We start from the raw sequence: 19077 nt of genomic DNA, 5'->3' as shown, positions 1-19077 counted from the left end.
TTGACCAGTTTGTTGAACCCCTTGCGCCCCAACGGCTCCCGGTCTCACTGACGGAAACCCTGCCGATTTATGTTGACAAAAAAGGTTTTTGGTTTATAATGAGGTCTGGAATTGTGAACAAATTGTGTTGGGGTTTGTTCACGATGGAATATTGCAAGGAGGGAAATGCATGTTCAAAAAATTTACCAATGGCTGCGTGCGCGTAGTCAACCGGTGGCTGCCGGACCCGTTCCTGTTCGCCATCATCCTGAGCATCGTTGTGTATGTCGCCGCAATGCTCGGTACACAGCAGGGCCCTGTCGCCATGATCAAGGCGTGGGGCAACACCAGCGGTTTCTGGAATCTGCTGGCCTTCTCGATGCAGATGGCCTTGGTTCTGGTGCTGGGCTCCGCCATGGCCTCCGCCAAGGTCTTTAAGCGGTTCTTGGGCGCTATCGCCTCTACCGCCAAGAACAAGAAGAGCGCCATTCTCATCACCACCTTTGTGTCCGTCATCTGCTGCTGGCTGAACTGGGGCTTCGGCCTCATCGCCGGCGCCCTGCTGGCCAAGGAAGTCGCCCGCCGTGTCCGCGATGTGGACTACCGTCTGCTCATCGCCTCGGCCTATTCCGGCTTTGTCATCTGGCACGCCGGTCTGTCAGGCTCTATCCCCCTGACCATCTCGGGTGGCTACACCATCGGCGAGGCCACCTACCAGGCCGGCACCAATCTGACCATCTTCCATCCCATGAACCTGCTCATGTGCGCGGTTATCCTGATTGTGATGCCCTTCGTCAACTACGCTATGCATCCCGATACGGAGCACACCATTACTGTGGACCCCGCTCTGCTGGTGGACGAGGCTGAGAAGGAGTATTCCGTCAGCACCCCGGCTGAAAAGATGGAGCACAGCAAAATTCTGTGGATCATCACCATTGTGGCCGGCTTTGCTTACATCGTCTTCTATTTCATCGACGTGGTCCAGAAGAGCGGCCCTGCCGGGATTCCCAACAGCCTGAACCTGAACATCGTCAACTTTATCTTCCTGTTTGTGGGCGTGCTGCTCCACGGCGATCTGCGCAAGTACGTGGACGCCATCGGTGAGGCTGCTTCCGGCGCGGCCGGTATCCTCCTCCAGTTCCCCTTCTATGCTGGCATCATGGGCATGATGGTCGCCGCCAACGCCAACGGCGTATCCCTGGCCTCCATCATTTCCGACTTCTTCGTCAGCATCTCCAACAACGTCACCTTCCCCCTGTTCACCTTCCTGTCCGCCGGCATCGTGAACTTCTTTGTCCCCTCCGGCGGCGGTCAGTGGGCCGTGCAGGGCCCCATCGTGATGCCTGCTGCTAGTAAGATGGGCATCGAGGCTGGCCGTGCCTGCATGGCCATCGCCTGGGGCGATCAGTGGACCAATATGATTCAGCCCTTCTGGGCCCTGCCCGCTCTGGGCGTAGCCGGTCTGTCCGCCAAGGACATCATGGGCTATCTGGTCATCGTGCTGATCTTTACCGGCCTGGTGGCCTGCGGCGGCTTCCTCCTGTGGGCCGCGCTGTTCTAATCCAGGTAGTGCTGGACTCCTCCGGTTTTCCGGAGGAGCCCTTTTTTATCCCAACAGCTCAAACAGGCCCAGGGCAATCATCATCACCCCTGAAATTGGCTCGGCGTATCCCCCAATCACCGCCGACAGCCAGCTCTTTCCCAGGCGGTTCCCTGCATAGAGGAACAAAAAACTGCATGCAGAGGAGGCCAGCACAGTCAGCCACAGCCCCAGACCCGCGATGCTGGCTCCCATCCCCAGTCCCACATTATTGACCGTCAGCGCACAGCCCAGCGCGGCGGTCTCCCGCAGGCCCATATACTGGAGTTTTACCTCCGGCCCCGCCTCCCCTTCTCCCCGCCGCACAAAGAAGCAGACCAGGCAATACGCCCCCAGCAGAAGAATCATACCGCTTCCCAGCCGCCCTCCCCACTCCGCCGGGATGAGCCCCTTCAGCCCCGCTCCCAGCACCATGGACAAAAACGTTCCCAGCATGACAATCCCTGCGATCAACAGATTGGCGCGGAACTGGATATGTACGCGGCGCACTCCATAGGACAGCCCCACCACAAAGCTGTCCAGGTTTGCGGCAGCCGCAAACAGGAATACAGAAACAATGTACACAGTAACACCCTTTCAGGCCCGAAAACCCACCATAGATTCAATCCAGTATAGGATTCAGGTATCCGATTGGTGCATCTTAGAAAAAGCGTCAAAATCACTCTTGCAAAGTTCCGACACATGTGATATATTATTTAGGCAGTTTGATTTGCAGGTGTAGTTCAATGGTAGAATGTCAGCTTCCCAAGCTGAACACGCGGGTTCGATTCCCGTCACCTGCTCCAGCTCGTCGCAAGTGATAAAACACTTGCGACGAGTTTTTTATTCCATCGCCAAACCCGTCATGGGTTCCTTCTGCTGCCCCCTTCCCAACCGCGCCCACTGTACCGGGCTCCGGTTTGGGTCGGGCGCAAAAGCCAAATTGGCTATCTGCACAATCTTTTTATATGTTTTTTTATGCATTCTGTATATCTTTTCTCTTGTATTTTTTCCAGTCATCCGCTATCATAAGGACAGAATCGAAGAAAAGGAGGTGTTGTACAGTATGAGCATTCTCAACCATGTACGGGCTCTGGATGTTGACGATCTGATTTTTGGCAGCGAGCAAAAGCAGACCATCAGTGACCGATAAAACGGATCCACCAAGGAAGCTACCACACCTTTGGGTGTGGCTTTTTTGTTTTCAGGGCCCCTTTTGCGGGCTTTAACATAAGGGTCATTACCAGGCCCCGAAGGAGCGCAGCCGAGGCCGACAGGCCCGGGACAGCAAAATGTCTGTCCCGGGCCTGTCGGCTTTTGTCTGACTTTATAAATTCTTAAGGCATTCTATATAGCATCTGTCCCGGGAATATGATACTCTAGGGACAGCAAGGGCCGAACCAGCTCCCGCCTGGCTCCGAGCCTTCCATCTGCTGTAATAGACGTGGGGGATACAATGAAATCGCATCGACGGCTTCTCTCTCTTTTGGCGGCCCTGCTGGTGATTGGCGGCGGGGTCCTCTTTCTCTGGCGAACCGGCTTCTTCGACGTACGTTCCCTCAACGGGATGCAGCGCTACATCGACCGCTTTTCGCCATACTCGCAGCTGGTCTATTTTCTGGTGCAGTTGGCCTCGGTTATCCTTGCACCCATCCCCAGCAACCTCACCGCCGCAGCCGGCGCCCTGCTCTTCGGCATGTGGGAGGCCTTTTTCCTCACGGCCGCCGCCGTGCTCCTGGGTTCCATGCTTGCCTTTTGGCTGGCCAGAGCTCTGGGACAGCGGTTTGCCAGTCAGTTCGTCAGTCAGAAGGTCTCTGACCGCTATCTGGATGTTATCCGACGCAAAAGGGATATTTTTCTCATTTTGGTCTTTCTCTTCCCCTTCTTTCCCGACGACCTTATCTGTATTCTGGCCGGGCTCACCGATATCGGCTGTCTCCGCTTTTTCGTCATCGTCCTCCTCACCCGCCCCTGGGGCCTCCTGGTGGCCTGTGCCGTAGGCGGCTCGGTCATATCCATCCCCCTCTGGGGCATGGTGCTGATCGGCATCTGCGGCCTAACCCTGTTTCTCCTGGGACTGCGCTACGGCGACCAGATCGAGGAAAAGCTCCTCTCCCACTTTCGCAAGTAATCACAGGCAAAGGCGGCGCACCAAACCCTCCTGGTTTCATAGAATGGTATGGAAGCCAACCATCCTGACACCATCAATCTAGGAGGTATTACAATGCCTGATAAGGTCGTGCCCGGTCCCGTGCAGGATACCGCCTGTATCCGGGAGGCCGTGTGCATACACACGAAAAAAATCTTTGATAGTTGCCGTGACAAGGACTGCATTGAGGATCTTCGTTTCTATCCCACCCAGTGCTCCCAGTGCGCCATTGACCGCGCCATCAGCATCAAGGCCGGTACCGCAGAACTGCTGTATGTGTACATCGACGTGGAGCCCGTCGGCTTCAACCGCGGTTTCTATACCGTGGACGTCCGCTATTTCTACCGCGTCACCGCCGACGCCTTTGTAGGCGCCGCCCGGCCTGTGGAAATCTGCGGCCTGGCCGTCTTTGACAAGCGGGTCATCCTCTTCGGCAGTGAGGGCAACGCCAAGATTTTCAGCTCCGAAGCCGTCTTTGACGGGCTGGACGAGCAGAACATCCGCAAGAGCAATCTGCCCACCGCTGTGGTAGAGGCGGTCGATCCCATCGTCCTCAACATGAAGCTGGTGGACGTGTGTGAGTGCCGCCCCTGCGACTGCGAGCTGACCGAAATCCCTCCCTGCATCTGCGCCTGCTTCGGCAGCGACCTGTGCTTCGGCAACGACGGCAAGCGGGTCTACGTCACTCTGGGCCAGTTCTCCATCATCCGTCTGGAGCGGGAGACCCAGCTTCTCATGCCGGTCTATGACTACTGCATGCCCGACAAGGAGTGCACCTGCGGCAGCGGCGGCGAGGACGATCCCTGTGAGATCTTCCGCCATGTCAAGTTCCCGGTGGACGAATTCTTCCCGCCCAATCATCTCGCCTGCGGCGAAGCCTTCCGTGAGGTCAAGGGCTGCTGCTGACCCTTCCAAAAGCCCCGCCGGTCTGCTGCCAGACCGGCGGGGGTTTTCTGTCCTATTCCCAGGTGATCTCGTTCTCCCTGGGAATGATGTTCACATATGTACTGCCCTGGCCCAGCACCAGGGGCTGGCCGTCGGCCGTCGTATAGACAAGCGGGCTGTTCCGGTCAGCTTTGCTCCAGCAGATGGGGATCAGCTTTCCGCCGCAGGCGAACCAACCGTCTCCCCCGCCGGTCAGGTCCACGGTGATGTGACCCAGGCTATCCCCCGTGGCCTTGCAGGCCGTACGGAGGACCAGGACATTGGTGACGCCCACCTGCTCGCCGGTGTCGCCGTCCACGTACGCCTTCCCGTATTCCTCGACCAGATACCTCCCGCTGTCCACATCGTAGGTAAATACACCGGTCTTGTAGCTGGAAAACGGCACGGTCACTGTGCCCGCCGCCTCTCCTCCCGCTGGGGCCCCATCCTCGGCAAAATTCTGCGGATAGGAATAGCCCTCCTCATGGTCCCGGCGGATGGAGGCGGGGAGATAGGTCTGGATCGCCTCGCCCGTTGTGACCACGCTGTGCTCCAGGCCGTTGTTCTTCCGCCGGCCCGCATCCCGCCAGAACAGGTTGGACCCGGCGCTCTTCCCCTCATAGGGGCCCCGCACACAGTCCAGCGCATCCACGCCCCACGAGCGAATCTTGGCGTAGGCATCCTCGCTGCCGCCGGCATGGAGATAGATGGCGTCATGCCCCAGAGCCAGCTCCAGGTAGTAAGGCCGGGAGGAGCGAACCGAGCCGATGGTCCCTACCCCCTCTACGCTCTGATACACCCCCAGCATTCGGGTAATCCCACCCTCGGCCAGGCACTCATAAATGATATCCGCCTTGGACTGCCCCAGTTGCGGCAGGGCGGCCTTGAGGTTGTTGAGCATGATTGCCACCGGCCGCCGGTCCACCCACTCCTCCGAGATGGGCATCCCGGTCAGCGGATTCCAGGGCCCCTCGTATTCCGGCGTTTCGACTGGCTGGACCTGGGCTGGCTCGTCGGCGGGGGTCCATGCGGCATCGGGCGACGGCGCCGGGGTGCCCTCCGCCTGCGAGCCCGAGCAGGCCGTCAGGGCCAGCAGCAGCGCCAGACTGAGCGACAGCAGTTTCTTTCTCATGTCAGGTCCTCCATCGCGTAAACTTTCTCTCATCTTACCTCTGTCCGGGCATCTGTGTCAAGCGGTGGAATGCCCCCCGCCGGGCCCGCCGCTTGCTGTGCAAATTACCCCTTGTTCCACGCGCCTTCTTCCGGTATAATGATAAATTGTGCAGCAATCGCATCGAAGGGAGGATATACCATGCCTCGGTTTGGTTTCATCCACGACAAGCTGGATATCAAGTTCCTCATCCTCTATATCATGGCCCGGGTCGCCGCCCCCATCGACCTGCCCACCCTCACCGACCTGACCCTGTGCGACGAGGGCGTGGACTATTTCGACTTCGCCGAGGCCGTGGCCGAGCTGGTGGACACCGACCACCTCACCCGTGCAGATGACCGCTACGCCATCACCGAAAAGGGCAAGCGCAACGGCGGCATCTGTGAGAGCAGCCTGCCCTACTCGGTCCGGGTCAAGTGCGACAAGAATGTGGCCCGGCTCAACGGCCAGCTCCGGCGGGACGCCCAGGTCCGGGCCGAGCGCATTCTGCGGGACGACGGCACCTATACCCTGCGCCTGGCCCTGGATGACGAGCACGGCAACCTGCTCACCCTGGAGCTGCTGGCCGCCACCGAGCAGCAGGCCAACCGGTTGGCTGACCAGTTCAAGACCCACCCGGAGCAGGTCTACAACGGCGTGCTGGACGTGCTGCTCACCGATTTCGACGAAAAGGAGTGATCCCCCGTGACGGAACCGCTGCTGCTGGGCTATCCCATCACCCAACTGTTCCTCTATTTCATCTTTTACTCCTTCTGCGGCTGGATTTGGGAGACCTGCTACTGCTCCTTCTGTGAGCGGCACTATGTGCCCCGCGGGTTTCTCTACGGCCCGGTCTGCCCCATCTACGGCGTTGGCTTTCTCCTGATGATCCTTTTTTTTGCCCCCTTCAAGGACAACCTGGTAGTATTCTACTTTGTGGCCGTCTTTGTCATGACCGCCTGGGAATACTTTGTAGGCTGGTTCCTGGAGACCACCACACACATCAAATACTGGGACTACAGCCACATCCGGTTCAACATCAAGGGCCGGGTCTGCCTGCCGGTCAGCCTCTTCTGGGGCATTATGTCCTACATCGCCGTCTTTCTCATTCACCCACCGGTGGCGCGGCTGATGCACGCCATCCCCGACTGGGTGCGTTACCTTCTGTGCGGCTCCACCCTCACCCTGCTGCTGGTGGATACCGTCACCACCATCCGCAAGCTGGCCCTGGTGACCAAGGCCATGGACCGTCTCCAGTCCGCCGGCGACGAGCTGCGGCTCCAGTTGGCCTTGGCCAGAGCCGACCTGGGCGACGACATCGCGGAGGCCGGCGAAGCCCTGCGCCGGAAGCTCAACGCGGCCCGGGAAAGCCTGCCCGCGCCCGTAACTGAGCGGCTGGACAGCCTGATGGATAACTACGACGAACTGCTGGCCAAGGCCGAGCGGCACAGCCGCCGGTTCCGGAACCGCTACGCCCACATGACCTCCCGCCGGTACACCCTGGACGATGTGCGCGCCGCCGGCACCCAGTTGAAGGAGCGTATCCGGTCGGCCAAGGCCCAGCGCAAATCAGAGCGGCAGGCCGCAAAAAGGCATTAACCCCGCTGATTCAAAAGAGCGGACCGTGCATGGCACGGTCCGCTCTTTTTCCTACATCAGCGGGGCAAACATCCGCAGCACCGAGCGGAACAGCGTCCGCCACCAGGGCAGGGCCCGGCACTGCTCCAGCGTCACCGGCTGGCACTGCTCCAGCGTCTCCAGAAAATCCGCCTTGATATCCAGCACGCTGGGGTCGCTGCACAGCCAGACGCCGTTTTCAAAGTGGAGGAACAGGCTGCGGTAGTCCAAATTGATGGAGCCCACCGTACCATATTCGTCATCCACCGCGAAGTTCTTAGCGTGGACAAAGCCAGGGGTATATTCATAGATTTTCACCCCGGCCTCCAACAGGGGCTCGTAGTGGGACCGGGTAAGCTCAAAGACCGCTCTCTTGTCGGGAATGTGGGGGGTCATGATACGCACATCCACACCGGACTTGGCGGCGATACACAGGGCGTTGTTCATGCTGTTGTCCACGATCAGATAGGGCGTGGTGATATAGACATACTTGCGGGCCTTGTTGATCAGGTTGAGATAGACGCTTTGGCCCACCGCCTCCCCATCCAGGGGGTTGTCAGTATAGGGCTGCACAAAGCCCTGGGTGCCCTCCGGCTTCTCGCCGGGAGCCCAGACCGGCCGGAACTGGTCATAGTCCTCCGTCAGGGTCTCCCGCACGTCGTCCCAGAGGGTCAGAAACATGACCGCCATGCTCCAGGCCGCATCCCCCCGGACCATAATGGCGCTGTCCTTCCAGTGGCCGTATTTCACCTTGGCGTTGATATACTCGTCGGCCAGATTGATGCCGCCGGTGAAGCCCACCTTGCCGTCGATGACCATGATCTTCCGGTGGTCCCGGTTGTTCAGCCGGATGGTCAGGATAGGCACAAAGGGGTTGAACACACAGCACTTGATGCCCGTCTTGGCCTCCAGGTCCCTGGCGTAGTCCCGGGGCAGAGTGAACATGGAGCCGATATCGTCATAGAGCAAGCGCACGTCCACCCCCTGGGCCGCCTTCTCCTTGAGGATATCCAGAATGGCGTTCCACATCTCGCCCTCCTCGACGATGAAATACTCCACAAAAATGTAGCGCTCCGCCTTTTTCAGCTCCTCGATCATGCGCGCAAAGCAGAATTCGCCCAGCGAAAAATACTCCGTCACCGTATTGCCGTAGACGGGGCAGTGGGCCATATGCTCCAGATAACGGGCCTGGTGGACGGCGTCCTCCCCAATGGGCAGCAGCTCATCGGCCTGGAAATCCGGTCGGAGAACCTCCTCCATCTTCCGCTCCAGCCCCTGCATCCGCCGCCGGGTGCGGCTGCTCAGGCGGTTTCCTCCAAACATGATATAGAACAGTCCGCCGAAGATGGGGACGATCAGGATGGGCACGATCCAGGCGATCTTATAGGCCGGGTCGCTCCGGTTCCCCAGAATCCACAGCACAGCCAGGATGCTGACCGCCACGCACAGCCAGTAAAAGTAAACGAAGTAGCTGTTGAAGCGCAGGATCATCACCAGCAGCACCGCGATCTGGATCAGGATAAACACCGCCACCAGAACCACCCGGTGAAACAGCAGAGATACCAGCTTTTTCATGTCCTTCCCTCCCCTCCTCTGTCCGGCGGACGGCACACCAGAGCTTTCATTTCAGCACCACATTCTCTTCCCCCAGCAGCTCCCGCAGTTCCCGAACCAGGGCCGGATGGACCACGCAGGGCAGGGTCATCCACTGGCCGGTGTCCACCAGCTTGATCTTCAGGGGCTCCTCTCCCGGAAACATCACCAGCAAAAGCTGGATGTGCCGGAACAGGGGGTCCGCCTGGCTGGCCAGTCGAATGTAAAGCCGTTTTCCCTTCGGCTTTTCCGGCACGGCCCCGGCGTCATCCCCCAGGGGCCGCACAGAGTCGACCAGCATCTGGGGTTCCTTCTCGTCCCGCACAGAGATACGCCCAGAGGCCGCTACCGCCATGCCCTCCTTGAGATAGCTGCCGCACTCTCCCAGCACGCGGGCAAAGACCAGTAGCTCCATGGAGCCGGTGTCGTCCTCCAGCGTAACATAGGCCATAAGGGTGTTGTTCTTCGTGGTCTTGGTCTTGGAGGCGGACACCACCCCCGCAAGGGTGAGGCGCTGCTCGTCACGGTAGGTCTCCGGCCCATCCTCCCGGGCAAAGTCCGCCATGACCGCCCCGATCGGGACGGCTCGGGCCCGCTTGACCGCCTCTCGGTACTCGTCCATGGGGTGGCCGCTGAGATAGAGGCCGGTGGTCTCCTTCTCCATGGTCATCCGCTCGTGCCGGGTAAACTCCGGGATATTGGGCAGTACCAGCTCCGGCAGGGCGCTCTCCTCCGCCCCCCCTCCCCCGAACAGGTCGAACTGGCCCTCCAGGTTCTTGCGGCGCTGCTGGGCGATGCTGTCGATGACCGGACCGTAGACCTGCAGAAGCTGAGAGCGCCGATAGCCCATGCTGTCGAATGCGCCGCATTTGATGAGGCTCTCCACCACCCGCCGGTTCATATCGTTGTCGATCAGGCGCTGGCAGAAATCCGGGAAGGAGGTAAAGGGTCCTCCCTTTTCCCGCTCCTCCAGCAGGCCGTTGATAAAGCCGCGGCCCACCCCCTTCACCGCCACCAGACCGAAACGGATGTACTCCCCCGCCACGGTGAAGTCGGCGCCGGATTCGTTGATATCCGGCGGCATGAGCTGGATGCCGTTGTCCCGGCACTCGGTGATGTACTCCGCCACCTTGGCCTGGGAATCCAGCACCGAGGTCAGCAGAGCCGCCATATACTCCCGGGTGTAGTGGACCTTGAACCAGGCGGTCTGGTAGGCGACAATGGCATAGCAGACCGCGTGTGCCTTGTTGAAGGCGTAGTTGGCAAAGTCGTTGATTTCGTCGTAGATGTCCTTGGCAGTTTGCTCCGGAACGCCGTTGGCGATACATCCGGAAATGTTTCGTTCGGCGTCGCCGTAAATGAAAGCCCCCCGCTCCTTCTCGATCTGGGCCCGCTTCTTCTTGGACATGGCACGGCGGACCATGTCGGCCTGCCCCAGGGAAAAGCCCGCCAGCTTCCGGAAAATCTCGATGACCTGCTCCTGATAGACGATGCACCCATACGTCACGGAGAGGATTGGCTCCAGCAGAGGGTGCTTGTAGCGGACCAGGCTGGGGTCGTGCTTGCAGGCGATGAACCGGGGGATGGAGTCCATGGGACCAGGGCGGTACAGGGCGATGATGGCCGTGATGTCCTCGATGTTCTGGGGCTTCAGTCCCACGCACACCCCCGTCATACCCGGTGACTCCATCTGGAATACGCCGGAGGTCCGCCCCTCCGACAGCATCTGAAAGACCGCCGGGTCATTGTCCGGGATGGCCTCCATGCGGAAGTCCGGCTCCTTTTCCCGTACCATGCGGACGGTGTCGTCCAGGACAGTCAGGTTGCGCAGGCCCAGGAAGTCCATTTTCAGGAGGCCCAGCTCCTCCAGGGTGGTCATGGTGTACTGGGTGACCACCGACTCGTCGTTCTTGGCCAGGGGCACGTAGTCCGCCACCGGCAGGCGGGTGATGACCACGCCGGCGGCATGGGTCGAGGCGTGACGCGGCATCCCCTCGATGCTCCGGGCGGTGTCGATGAGGGTCTTGACCCGGGTGTCCCCCTCATACAGCTCCCGCAGGGGCTTGGACAGCTTGAGGGCCTCGTCCAGGGTGATGTGGAGGTTGTTGGGTCCGCTGGGCACCTGCTTGGCAATGTTATCCACCTCAGCGTAGGGGAAGTTCAGGGCCCGGCCCACGTCCCGGATGGCTCCCCGGGCCGCCATGGTGCCGAAGGTGACGATCTGGGCCACGTGGTCAGAGCCGTACTTCCGGCAGACGTAGTCGATGACCTCCTGCCGCCGCCGGATGCAGAAGTCGATGTCGATATCGGGCATGGTGACCCGCTCCGGGTTCAGGAACCGCTCGAAATAGAGACCGTACTTGGTGGGGTCCACGTCGGTGATGTTCAGGCAGTAGGACACGATGGAGCCCGCCGCCGAGCCGCGGCCCGGCCCCACCGGAATGCCCTTGCGCTTGGCGTAGCCGATAAAGTCCGAAACGATGAGGAAGTAATCCACAAACCCCATCTTCCGGATCATGTCCATCTCATACTGTAGCTGCCGGCGGTAGTCCTCCGGCTCCTCGGGATAGCGCCGGCGGAAACCGTCCAGACACAGTTTTTCAAAGTAGGCGTCCCCGTCGGTGTACCCCTCCGGGAGCTTGAACTCCGGCAGGTGGTATTTTCCGAATTCGAACTCCACCTGGCAGGCGTCGGCGATCCGTGCGGTGTTTTCGACCGCCTCGGGCCAGTCGGAAAACAGAGCGCGCATCTCCTCCTCCGATTTGACGTAAAGCTCCTGGGTCTCCATCCGCATCCGTCCGGGGTCGTCCACCGTCTTGCCCATCTGGATGCACATGAGCACGTCCTGCATCTCGGCGTCGTCCCGGGTCAGGTAGTGGGCGTCGTTGGTGGCCACCAGCGGGATGCCGGTCTCCTCGTGGAGCCGCACCAGCCCCTGGATCAGCTCCCGGTCCCTAGGCAGGGCGTGGTCCTGGAGCTCCAGATAGTAGTTGTCCGGCCCGAAGAGCTCCCGCATCTCCAGCGCTGCCTGCCGGGCCGCGTCGTAGTTGCCCCCCAGGAGCAGCCGGGGCACCTCCCCGGACAGGCAGGCCGACAGGGCGATGAGGCCGCCGCTGTGGGCCCTCAGCAGCTCCTTGTCGATGCGGGGCCGGACGTAAAAGCCCTCGGTATAGGACTGGGACACCATGTGACTCAGATTGCGGTAGCCCTCCTCGTTACGGCAGAGCAGGATGAGGTGGTAGGGGTGCTTGTCCCGGTCGTGCTCCTTGTCGAAGCGGGTGCGGGGGGCCACATAGACCTCGCAGCCGATGATGGGCTTCACGCCGGCCGCCTTGGCCGCCTTGTAAAAGTCCACCACGCCGTACATGGTCCCGTGGTCGGTGATCGCCACCGCCTCCTGACCCAGCGCCTTGACCCGCTCCATGAGCCTGGGGATGCGGCAGGCGCCGTCCAGCAGGGAATATTCCGTATGTACGTGGAGATGGACAAAGGACATGGTAGGGCCTCCTCATGGCGCGATCAAATCACATGAAATTCAAAACTTGTTGGGCCCTGCCTCACAGGGGGAGCCCCAGTTCCTCCCGCAGGAGCAAAAGCAGTTTCTTTTGGTAAACCAGATCCTGCCCTCCGCCCCACACGCCCATACCAAGAATCAGGAGGGACAGCAGGGCCGAACCCGGAAAGGGGTCCGCCCACCAGAACAGCAGGGCGAACACCAGATACGGCAGGTAGTAGAGGATACCGGAAGACTTTAACACCTTTTCCGCCCCGCAGACACGGACCCGCAGAGTTTCGTTGTGCTGAGGCGTGAGATAGAGGTCGTAGAGGCTCCCTCTCCTCCCATTGGTACACGCGACGCGGACAGCTCCTCATAATACGGAATCCCCCGCGGCAGCGCCGTGGTATTCCGGGGACTCACATGCCGCCGGACGCGGTCCAAAAACTCCTCCCGGGAACAAGACAGCTCAAATTCACGTTCCATTCCGCATCCCCTTCCCGAGGGCCCGGCCCGCTCCTTCAATGCCGGTGCGGACTGTGGCCGTCATCCAAGCTCTGGAACCTGTCCATCTCTCCGCCCGCGTCAATCAAGCAGGTTTTCCTTGATAAATGCCGCCAGCTCGGGCAAATGCCGCCGAGCCCTATGTGTCGTCCAGACAAACAGCCCCGGCACACACACATAGCGCAAGCCGTGTAAAAGCACATAGGGCCAGCCGTCTAACGCGAGGCTCAGGGCCAGATGGACCGCGAAGAACATACAGACACCGATATCGGCCGCATACAGGGTCTTGGGCACGTCCATGGTCACGGACAGGGCCGTGCCCCCAGTCTCCAGGGGGGCCATGCAGATATCGGCGTAGACATAGCCCCGCATGGCGGCGGTTTTCGCCAGACGGATTTCTCCGCCCCCGCCCGCCCGGCTGAAGAAGGTGTTCCGGGCCGTCCACAGATCGGCCCGGGACCAGGGCCGGGTTTTGGCCCGGAGGCGCGCCCGGATGTCCGCCTCCGGCAAAGCGCTGTTAAACTCCCGTTCCACCGGCCGTATCCCCCTCGCGCCCCTGCGCCACCTCATTCAGCATTTGCAGCAGCCCCTCGGACCCATGGCATTGGTCGGCCCGCACCTCGCCCCGGACGATCTGATACATGCACAGCAGAGCGCCCAGAAAGGCCAGGGGCACCTCCATCCACCAGCCTATGCCGAGGCACAGCAAAAGTACGCCCCAGAGGAGCAGTCGGGCCGCCCAGGACAGGGTAAACCGCCCCTGAATGACTGTTCCCCCGTCGGGTACCGGTATCAGCACCCCTTGAAACGGGTTGCCGAAGGAGACTTCCCGCCGCATACCAACTCCAGCGAACAGGGAGGCCCCGGTGAAAAGTTTCCCGCCCCTTATTCCCGTATAGGTATCGGATCCAACACAGCTTCCGCTGCTTTTTATTTGTTCAGAGTAGCGCAGCGTGAACTTCTCTTCCCGCCAATCCAGTTTGATCTGGCCCTTCCAGGACTCGGACTGGCTCTCTGCGGCCCGCCAAGAGGCCAGACCGGCATTTTCCTCCTCCACCCGCCTGGTGAGTTTCCGCCGAACCGCATCCAGCACATCGGGACTGTAAAACTCATATTGACCAACCATGCCTCTCACCCCCTCGCCAGTTCCATCAGCTTGCGCAACCGGTGGTTCAGGCAGGATTTTGTCACCGGCAGGTGTCTCTCCACAGAATGCTCCGCATTCTGTGGGGGCCCCTTTTCTTTCACTTCCTCGGGCGGAATCAATCCGCCCTGCGGAAACGCCTTCGGCATTTGACGCGCCAAAAGGCGCGGCTCGCTGCCGCTCGCTCTGCGCCCCGCCGCCGTATTCTACTCTTTCGCCAGCTCCATCAGCTTGCGCAGACGGTGGTTGAGGCAGGACTTGGTCACCGGCGGGTCACAGAGGGCGGCGAGCTGAGCCAGGGTGAGCTCCGGGTTCTCCGCCCGCAACCGGGCGGTCTCCCGCAGCTTGTCCGGCAGGGCGTCCAGCCCGTGGATGGCGCTGTACCGCTGGATGGCCTCCACCTGGAGCAGGGCGGCGTCCACCGCCTTGTCCAGATTGGCCGAGTCGCAGTTCACCCGGCGGTTCACGCTCCCCCGCAGATGCTTCTCCAGCTTGGCGTTCATGACCTCCATGGCGGCCAGCGGGGCCCCGACGGCCGTCAAAAAGTCCGCGATGGTCTCGCTGGGCTTGAAATAGGTGACATAGTTGGACTTCCGGGTGGTCTGCTTGGGTTCAAAGCCGGCCTCGGGCAGCAGGGCCGCCAGCTCCCGGCTCACGCTGTAATGGGAGGTCACCAGCTCCAGGTGGTAACTCTTGGTCGGGTCGTTCACCGACCCCCCCGCCAAAAAAGCCCCCCGCAGAAAGGCCGCGCGGTCGTGGTCCTCCTCCAGCACGGCAAAGTTGATGTGGTTGGCCAGACTCACTGCCGGGTCGGAGCCGTAGGCCTCCCGGATGGCCGCCAGCTTCCCCGGGTCCGTAATGAGAAAGATCCGCTTCCCGGTCTCGGCCGGTTCGGGGCTCCGGTCGAAGTCCACCTTGAACGCCTTGCGGAAGAGGGCGGGCAGACGCTTGGCAAAGACCGGAGCGCTGGTGACGATTTTGATCTCAGCGGCGGTAAAGCTGTGGCAGAACAAGAGGATTCCGTAGGCCTCCGCCCGGGCGCAGCACCGGCGGGACAGCGGGGTCCGGCACAGCTCCTCTTTGACTTGCGCAGAAAAGGACATACCGTCCCTCCTTTCACTCCTCCAGGATATAGGCGCCCCGTTCCCACTCCCGGTCCGGGGCCACCCGGACGGCCCGCTCCCCGAAGAGCTCCATAACGGCGGCGGACAGCCGGGCGATGGAATGCCGGGCATAGTCCGAGGTCTCGGAGGCCAGCGGGCGCTCCACCACCTCCACCCCCATGGCCTCGATCCTGTCCCGGTCCACCCGGATGGGCACGGCATCCTCCTCCCGGTAGCGCTCCAGCAATCCGGGGCGCACCGGAGCGGAGTTGCAAAGGCATACGTCCACCAGACCTGTCCCTCCGTGGGCCAGCAGCGCCGCCACATGGTCGGAGGCCGTCATGTCCTCGGTCTCCCCGTCCTGAGTCATAATGTTGCAGATATACACCTTCAGAGCGTCCGAGCGCCGGATGGCCTCCGACACGCCGTCCACCAGCAGGTTGGGGATCACGCTGGTGTAGAGGCTGCCGGGCCCCAGCAGGATGAGGTCGGCCTCGTCGATGGCCTGAAGGGTGGCGGGCAGGGCCGGGGGATGCTCCGGCAGGAGCCGGACATGCCCGATGCGGCAGTCCTGCTCCTTCTTGAACTGGAAGATGCGGGACTCCCCCACCACGTGGCTGCCGTTTTCAAAGGTGGCCTCCAATTGGATGTTCTCGTTGGTCACCGGAAGCACCCGGCCGGTGATGGCCAGCACCTCGCTCATCCGGGCCACCGCCTGATCGAAGGAGGGGGAGATGCCGTTCAGCGCGGCCAGGATCAGGTTGCCAAAGGACTGGCCGCCCAAGGCGCCGGAGTCCTTGGGAAAGCGGTAGGACAGCAGCTCTCCCATGACGGGCTCCACGTTGGCCAGGGCCTCCATGCAGTGGCGGATGTCCCCCGGCGGGGGCATCCCCAGGTCCTGGCGCAGCACGCCGGAGCCGCCGCCGTCGTCGGCCACGGTGACCACGGCGGTCAGATTGCGGGTATAGTTCTTCAATCCCCGGAGCATGGTGGACAATCCGGTACCGCCGCCGATGGCGGTGATCTTCGGGCCCAGCTCCCAGCGCCGGTCGTTCCGGCCGTAGAGTTCGGTCATATGGCTCCTCCTTGGGTCATTCCCTGGTCATGTCCCGATGGTTCTCTGCGGCGCTGTAGCCCTTCTGCCGGATAAATTCCGCCAGAGCCCTGGTGATAGCCACCGAGCGGTGGTGGCCGCCGGTACAGCCCACCCCGATGACGAGGGCTGTCTTGCCCTCCTCCACATACAGGGGCAGCAGAAAGCCGATCAGACCCTCCAGGTGCTTCATGAAGTCCCGGGTCTGTTGGTAGCCGAAGATAAAATCCCACACCCCCTGGTCCAGCCCGGTCTGGTGCCGCAGCTCGGCAATATAGTAGGGGTTGGGCAAAAACCGCACGTCAAAGACCAGGTCGGCCTCGATGGGAATGCCGTACTTGAATCCAAAGGAGATGACGGAGACGCTCATGGCCGAGGCGGTATCGCCGCTGCCGAACAGCCGGAGCATCTCCCCCCGCAGCTTGGCGGTGGGCAGGGCCGAGGTATCCACAATGTACTCCGCCCGCTGCCGGACCGGCTCCAGGGCGCTCCGCTCCAGTTGGACGGCCTCCTCCAGGGAGCGGCCGGTCTTGGACAGCGGATGGTTACGCCGGGTCTCCTTATAGCGCTTTATGATGGCCTCCACCGACGCCTCCACGAAGAGGATCTTGTAGTCGCAGCCCATGTCGTGGAGCTTGTCCAAGGCGTCGAACAGGCCGTCGAAGGTCTGCCCGCCCCGGATATCGGTGACCAGCACCACCTTGTCGTACCGGCCCGGCGAGGCCATGCACAGCTCCGCAAACTTGGGGATCAGCGCGGCGGGCATGTTGTCCACCACGTAGTAGCCCATATCCTCCAGAAAGGAGGCGGCTTTACTTTTTCCGGCTCCGGACAGGCCGGAGATCAGGATAAATTTCATAGCAGGGGTCCTCTTTTCTCTCAGATACCCAGAGTCTTGACTTCCAGCTCCAGAGCCACGCCGGTCTCCCGGAGAACGGTCTCTCGTACCAGGTCCACCAGGGCCAGCACATCGGAGCAGGTGGCCCCGCCCGCGTTCACCAGGAATCCGGCGTGCTTTTTGGATACCTGGGCCCCGCCGATGGTGGTCCCCTTGAGCTTACACTCGTCAATGAGGGCGGCGGCAAAATAGCCCTCCGGCCGCTTGAAGGTACTGCCCGCGCTGGGCAGGTTCAGGGGCTGCTTGTGGCGGCGCCGGTTGCCGAAATCGTCCATCAGCATCTGGATGCTGACCGGGTCGCCCGGCGTGAGCTCCATCCGGGCGCCCAGAATGAAGCGCCTCCCGTCGGAAAAGGCACTGTGCCGGTAGGAGAACGCCAGCTCGTCCCCGGACAGCGTGCGGCGGGTGCCATCGGCCTCCAGGCAGTCCACCTCCCGCACCACCGCGCCCATCTCCCCGTTGTACGCCCCCGCGTTCATCGTGACGGCGCCCCCCACCGAGCCTGGAATCCCATGGGCAAACTCCAGCCCGGTAAGGCTGTGATCCCGCGCCAAGCCGGACAGGGCGGACAGCAGCACCCCCGCGCCTGCGTACAGGGAGTTTCCTTCACAGCGCAGTTCGCCCAGTCCATCCACCGCCTTGACCACGAAGCCTGTCAACCCGGCGTCGGCCACCAGCAGATTGCTGCCGTTGCCCACGAAGATCGGTTCCACACCCAGGCCGGCGGCGGCCTGGAGCGCGGCCTGTGCCTCCGCGCCGCTTTTGGGCAGCGCCATCAGCCGGGCAGGTCCGCCGATGCGGAAGGTGGTGTGGCGGGCCATCGGCTCGTTTTCCCGGAGCTCCAGGGGCGGGCAGGCTTTTTGCAGGTCCTCCGTCAGCTTGGCGTAGATATCCATAATGACCTCCATACGACAGGACACAGCGGTCCATATTATTAAGTCATTATACCAGAATCCGCCGGGAAATAGAATAGGCGGAGGCAAGAAAACTGCCTCCGCCTATTTCACTCAATCCGGGCATCCAAACTGCCGGAACTCCTCCATACTGCCCCGGAACACATTCAGGTCGATGCACGCCTCCGGCCCGGAATAGCCCGTCAGGCTGGCGCTGTGGGAATACTGCCAAAAATCCCAGCCCTTGCCGATGGGGGACACCACGGGGCTGCTGAACCACAGGGGATAGTCCCGGTAGTCCCTGCCGGCGATATACAGCCGGTAGGAGCGATAGGTGACATACAAGATCGGCTTCACGCCATAGTGCTCCTCCAGCCGGGCCAGCAACGGGTCCAGCACCGCCTTTACATCCTCCCGCCGGGGCAGATTCTGGAGCTTGTCCCCATAGAACTCGATGTCCACCACCGGGGGCAGAGCCCCCGCCGTCACCGGCACCATGGAGAGAAAATTATCCGCCTGGGTCTCGCCGGGGCTGTCATAACTGAAAAAATGGTAGGCGCCCACACGTACCCCCGCCGCCTGAGCCGCCGCCCAGTTGTCGGCAAAGTAGCGGTCCTGGAGCGAACTGCCCTCCGTGGCCTTGATAAAGGCGAAATCCACCCCCTGCTCCCGCAGGTCCTGCCAGTCGATCCGGCCCTGATAGGCCGACACATCCACGCCGAAGACCTTCCAGGCAGGCGGGTCGGCCTCTTGGGGCAGTAAAAGATAGCCCTGCCAGCGCATCATGCCCAGAGTCACGGAGCACACCGCCGACAGCGCCAGCAGCCCAAGCAGAAGTCGTTTGAAGCACATCCCAATTCGTCGCAATCCAATCACCAGGCAACATGATAAAGCACACGGCGGCCCAGTGCAACCATAAAATGGCGAATGGGCCGCAAACTGCGGCCCATTCGAA

18 protein-coding genes and 1 tRNA gene are annotated in these 19077 nt (G+C 61.5%); 6 read left to right on the top strand and 13 right to left on the bottom strand.

Annotated features, from left to right (window positions below):
• The first annotated feature begins 169 nt into the window (after positions 1-169).
• Positions 170-1540, top strand: a complete 1371-nt coding sequence (locus tag BN2154_RS07025) for a short-chain fatty acid transporter (RefSeq protein ID WP_050618142.1) — start codon at positions 170-172, stop codon at positions 1538-1540.
• A gap of 45 nt (positions 1541-1585) precedes the next feature.
• Here BN2154_RS07025 and BN2154_RS07020 read toward each other — a convergent pair whose 3' ends face one another.
• Positions 1586-2143 carry a manganese efflux pump MntP gene (locus tag BN2154_RS07020; protein WP_050618141.1) on the bottom strand — a complete coding sequence of 186 codons (558 nt, stop codon included), beginning with the start codon at positions 2141-2143 and terminating at the stop codon, positions 1586-1588.
• A gap of 147 nt (positions 2144-2290) precedes the next feature.
• Here BN2154_RS07020 and BN2154_RS07015 point away from each other — a divergent pair.
• The 3 genes from BN2154_RS07015 (at position 2291) to BN2154_RS07005 (ending at position 4613) form a co-directional block, all read left to right on the top strand.
• Positions 2291-2364 (top strand) — tRNA-Gly (locus BN2154_RS07015).
• A gap of 650 nt (positions 2365-3014) precedes the next feature.
• Entirely contained in the window at positions 3015-3689 is a 675-nt protein-coding gene (locus tag BN2154_RS07010; RefSeq protein ID WP_050618140.1) for a TVP38/TMEM64 family protein, read from the top strand.
• Between the two features lie 93 nt (positions 3690-3782).
• Positions 3783-4613 (top strand): hypothetical protein, encoded by an 831-nt coding sequence (locus tag BN2154_RS07005; protein ID WP_050618139.1) that lies wholly within the window; start codon positions 3783-3785, stop codon positions 4611-4613.
• A 52-nt stretch (positions 4614-4665) separates the two neighbouring features.
• On the opposite strand, the gene BN2154_RS07000 is transcribed toward BN2154_RS07005, so the two are convergent.
• A complete protein-coding gene (locus tag BN2154_RS07000; protein ID WP_050618138.1) occupies positions 4666-5763 on the bottom strand; it encodes a DUF3048 domain-containing protein in 1098 nt (365 codons plus the stop codon).
• Between the two features lie 180 nt (positions 5764-5943).
• Between BN2154_RS07000 and BN2154_RS06995 the strand changes: the two genes are divergently transcribed.
• Both BN2154_RS06995 and BN2154_RS06990 read left to right on the top strand, forming a co-directional pair.
• Positions 5944-6480, top strand: coding sequence for a DUF4364 family protein (locus BN2154_RS06995; protein WP_050618137.1), 537 nt, complete (start codon positions 5944-5946; stop codon positions 6478-6480).
• Positions 6481-6486: 6 nt separating this feature from the next.
• Complete coding sequence (locus BN2154_RS06990) at positions 6487-7380, top strand: putative ABC transporter permease (RefSeq protein ID WP_050618136.1); 894 nt, start codon at positions 6487-6489, stop codon at positions 7378-7380.
• 51 nt (positions 7381-7431) lie between these two features.
• On the opposite strand, the gene cls is transcribed toward BN2154_RS06990, so the two are convergent.
• From cls to BN2154_RS06940, 11 genes are all read right to left on the bottom strand, one after another.
• A complete protein-coding gene (gene cls, locus BN2154_RS06985) occupies positions 7432-8973 on the bottom strand; it encodes a cardiolipin synthase (protein WP_050618135.1) in 1542 nt (513 codons plus the stop codon).
• 46 nt (positions 8974-9019) lie between these two features.
• Positions 9020-12487: a DNA polymerase III subunit alpha gene (locus tag BN2154_RS06980; RefSeq protein ID WP_050618134.1), complete on the bottom strand. Its 3468-nt coding sequence runs from the start codon at positions 12485-12487 to the stop codon at positions 9020-9022.
• A 61-nt stretch (positions 12488-12548) separates the two neighbouring features.
• On the bottom strand, positions 12549-12749 hold the full coding sequence (locus BN2154_RS06975; RefSeq protein ID WP_050618133.1) for a hypothetical protein: 201 nt from the start codon (positions 12747-12749) through the stop codon (positions 12549-12551).
• Positions 12750-13072: 323 nt separating this feature from the next.
• Entirely contained in the window at positions 13073-13525 is a 453-nt protein-coding gene (locus tag BN2154_RS06970; RefSeq protein WP_050618132.1) for a hypothetical protein, read from the bottom strand.
• A complete protein-coding gene (locus BN2154_RS06965) occupies positions 13509-14117 on the bottom strand; it encodes a hypothetical protein (protein WP_050618131.1) in 609 nt (202 codons plus the stop codon). Before BN2154_RS06965 ends, BN2154_RS06970 begins: the two co-directional genes overlap by 17 nt.
• Positions 14118-14122: 5 nt before the next feature.
• The gene (locus BN2154_RS15740; RefSeq protein ID WP_154666654.1) at positions 14123-14296 is read right to left on the bottom strand and encodes a helix-turn-helix domain-containing protein; all 174 of its coding nucleotides are present in this window, start codon (positions 14294-14296) and stop codon (positions 14123-14125) included.
• A 45-nt stretch (positions 14297-14341) separates the two neighbouring features.
• Positions 14342-15238, bottom strand: coding sequence for a DNA-binding protein WhiA (gene whiA, locus BN2154_RS06960; protein ID WP_050618130.1), 897 nt, complete (start codon positions 15236-15238; stop codon positions 14342-14344).
• Between the two features lie 13 nt (positions 15239-15251).
• Positions 15252-16313 carry a gluconeogenesis factor YvcK family protein gene (locus tag BN2154_RS06955; RefSeq protein WP_050618129.1) on the bottom strand — a complete coding sequence of 354 codons (1062 nt, stop codon included), beginning with the start codon at positions 16311-16313 and terminating at the stop codon, positions 15252-15254.
• A 16-nt stretch (positions 16314-16329) separates the two neighbouring features.
• Positions 16330-17190, bottom strand: a complete 861-nt coding sequence (gene rapZ, locus BN2154_RS06950) for an RNase adapter RapZ (RefSeq protein ID WP_050618128.1) — start codon at positions 17188-17190, stop codon at positions 16330-16332.
• A 20-nt stretch (positions 17191-17210) separates the two neighbouring features.
• Complete coding sequence (murB, locus tag BN2154_RS06945; protein ID WP_242853712.1) at positions 17211-18137, bottom strand: UDP-N-acetylmuramate dehydrogenase; 927 nt, start codon at positions 18135-18137, stop codon at positions 17211-17213.
• 99 nt (positions 18138-18236) lie between these two features.
• Entirely contained in the window at positions 18237-18989 is a 753-nt protein-coding gene (locus tag BN2154_RS06940) for a GH25 family lysozyme (protein ID WP_050618126.1), read from the bottom strand.
• Positions 18990-19077: the final 88 nt, after the last annotated feature.

It is taken from the genome of Intestinimonas massiliensis (ex Afouda et al. 2020), assembly GCF_001244995.1.
GTDB classification, from domain to species: Bacteria; Bacillota; Clostridia; order Oscillospirales; family Oscillospiraceae; genus Intestinimonas; species Intestinimonas massiliensis.
Note: the sequence above shows the minus strand (reverse complement) of the source record. Positions and strands in the feature narration are given on the sequence as shown.

Bases quoted from the DNA above. Each gene is read 5' to 3' on its own strand.
- BN2154_RS07025 (WP_050618142.1), top strand. From the start codon at position 170: ATGTTCAAAAAATTTACCAATGGCTGCGTGCGCGTAGTCAACCGGTGG.
- BN2154_RS07010 (WP_050618140.1), top strand. From the start codon at position 3,015: ATGAAATCGCATCGACGGCTTCTCTCTCTTTTGGCGGCCCTGCTGGTG.
- BN2154_RS07005 (WP_050618139.1), top strand. From the start codon at position 3,783: ATGCCTGATAAGGTCGTGCCCGGTCCCGTGCAGGATACCGCCTGTATC.
- BN2154_RS07000 (WP_050618138.1), bottom strand. From the start codon at position 5,763: ATGAGAAAGAAACTGCTGTCGCTCAGTCTGGCGCTGCTGCTGGCCCTG.
- BN2154_RS06995 (WP_050618137.1), top strand. From the start codon at position 5,944: ATGCCTCGGTTTGGTTTCATCCACGACAAGCTGGATATCAAGTTCCTC.
- cls (WP_050618135.1), bottom strand. From the start codon at position 8,973: ATGAAAAAGCTGGTATCTCTGCTGTTTCACCGGGTGGTTCTGGTGGCG.
- BN2154_RS06980 (WP_050618134.1), bottom strand. From the start codon at position 12,487: ATGTCCTTTGTCCATCTCCACGTACATACGGAATATTCCCTGCTGGAC.
- BN2154_RS06965 (WP_050618131.1), bottom strand. From the start codon at position 14,117: ATGGTTGGTCAATATGAGTTTTACAGTCCCGATGTGCTGGATGCGGTT.
- whiA (WP_050618130.1), bottom strand. From the start codon at position 15,238: ATGTCCTTTTCTGCGCAAGTCAAAGAGGAGCTGTGCCGGACCCCGCTG.
- BN2154_RS06955 (WP_050618129.1), bottom strand. From the start codon at position 16,313: ATGACCGAACTCTACGGCCGGAACGACCGGCGCTGGGAGCTGGGCCCG.
- rapZ (WP_050618128.1), bottom strand. From the start codon at position 17,190: ATGAAATTTATCCTGATCTCCGGCCTGTCCGGAGCCGGAAAAAGTAAA.
- murB (WP_242853712.1), bottom strand. From the start codon at position 18,137: ATGGAGGTCATTATGGATATCTACGCCAAGCTGACGGAGGACCTGCAA.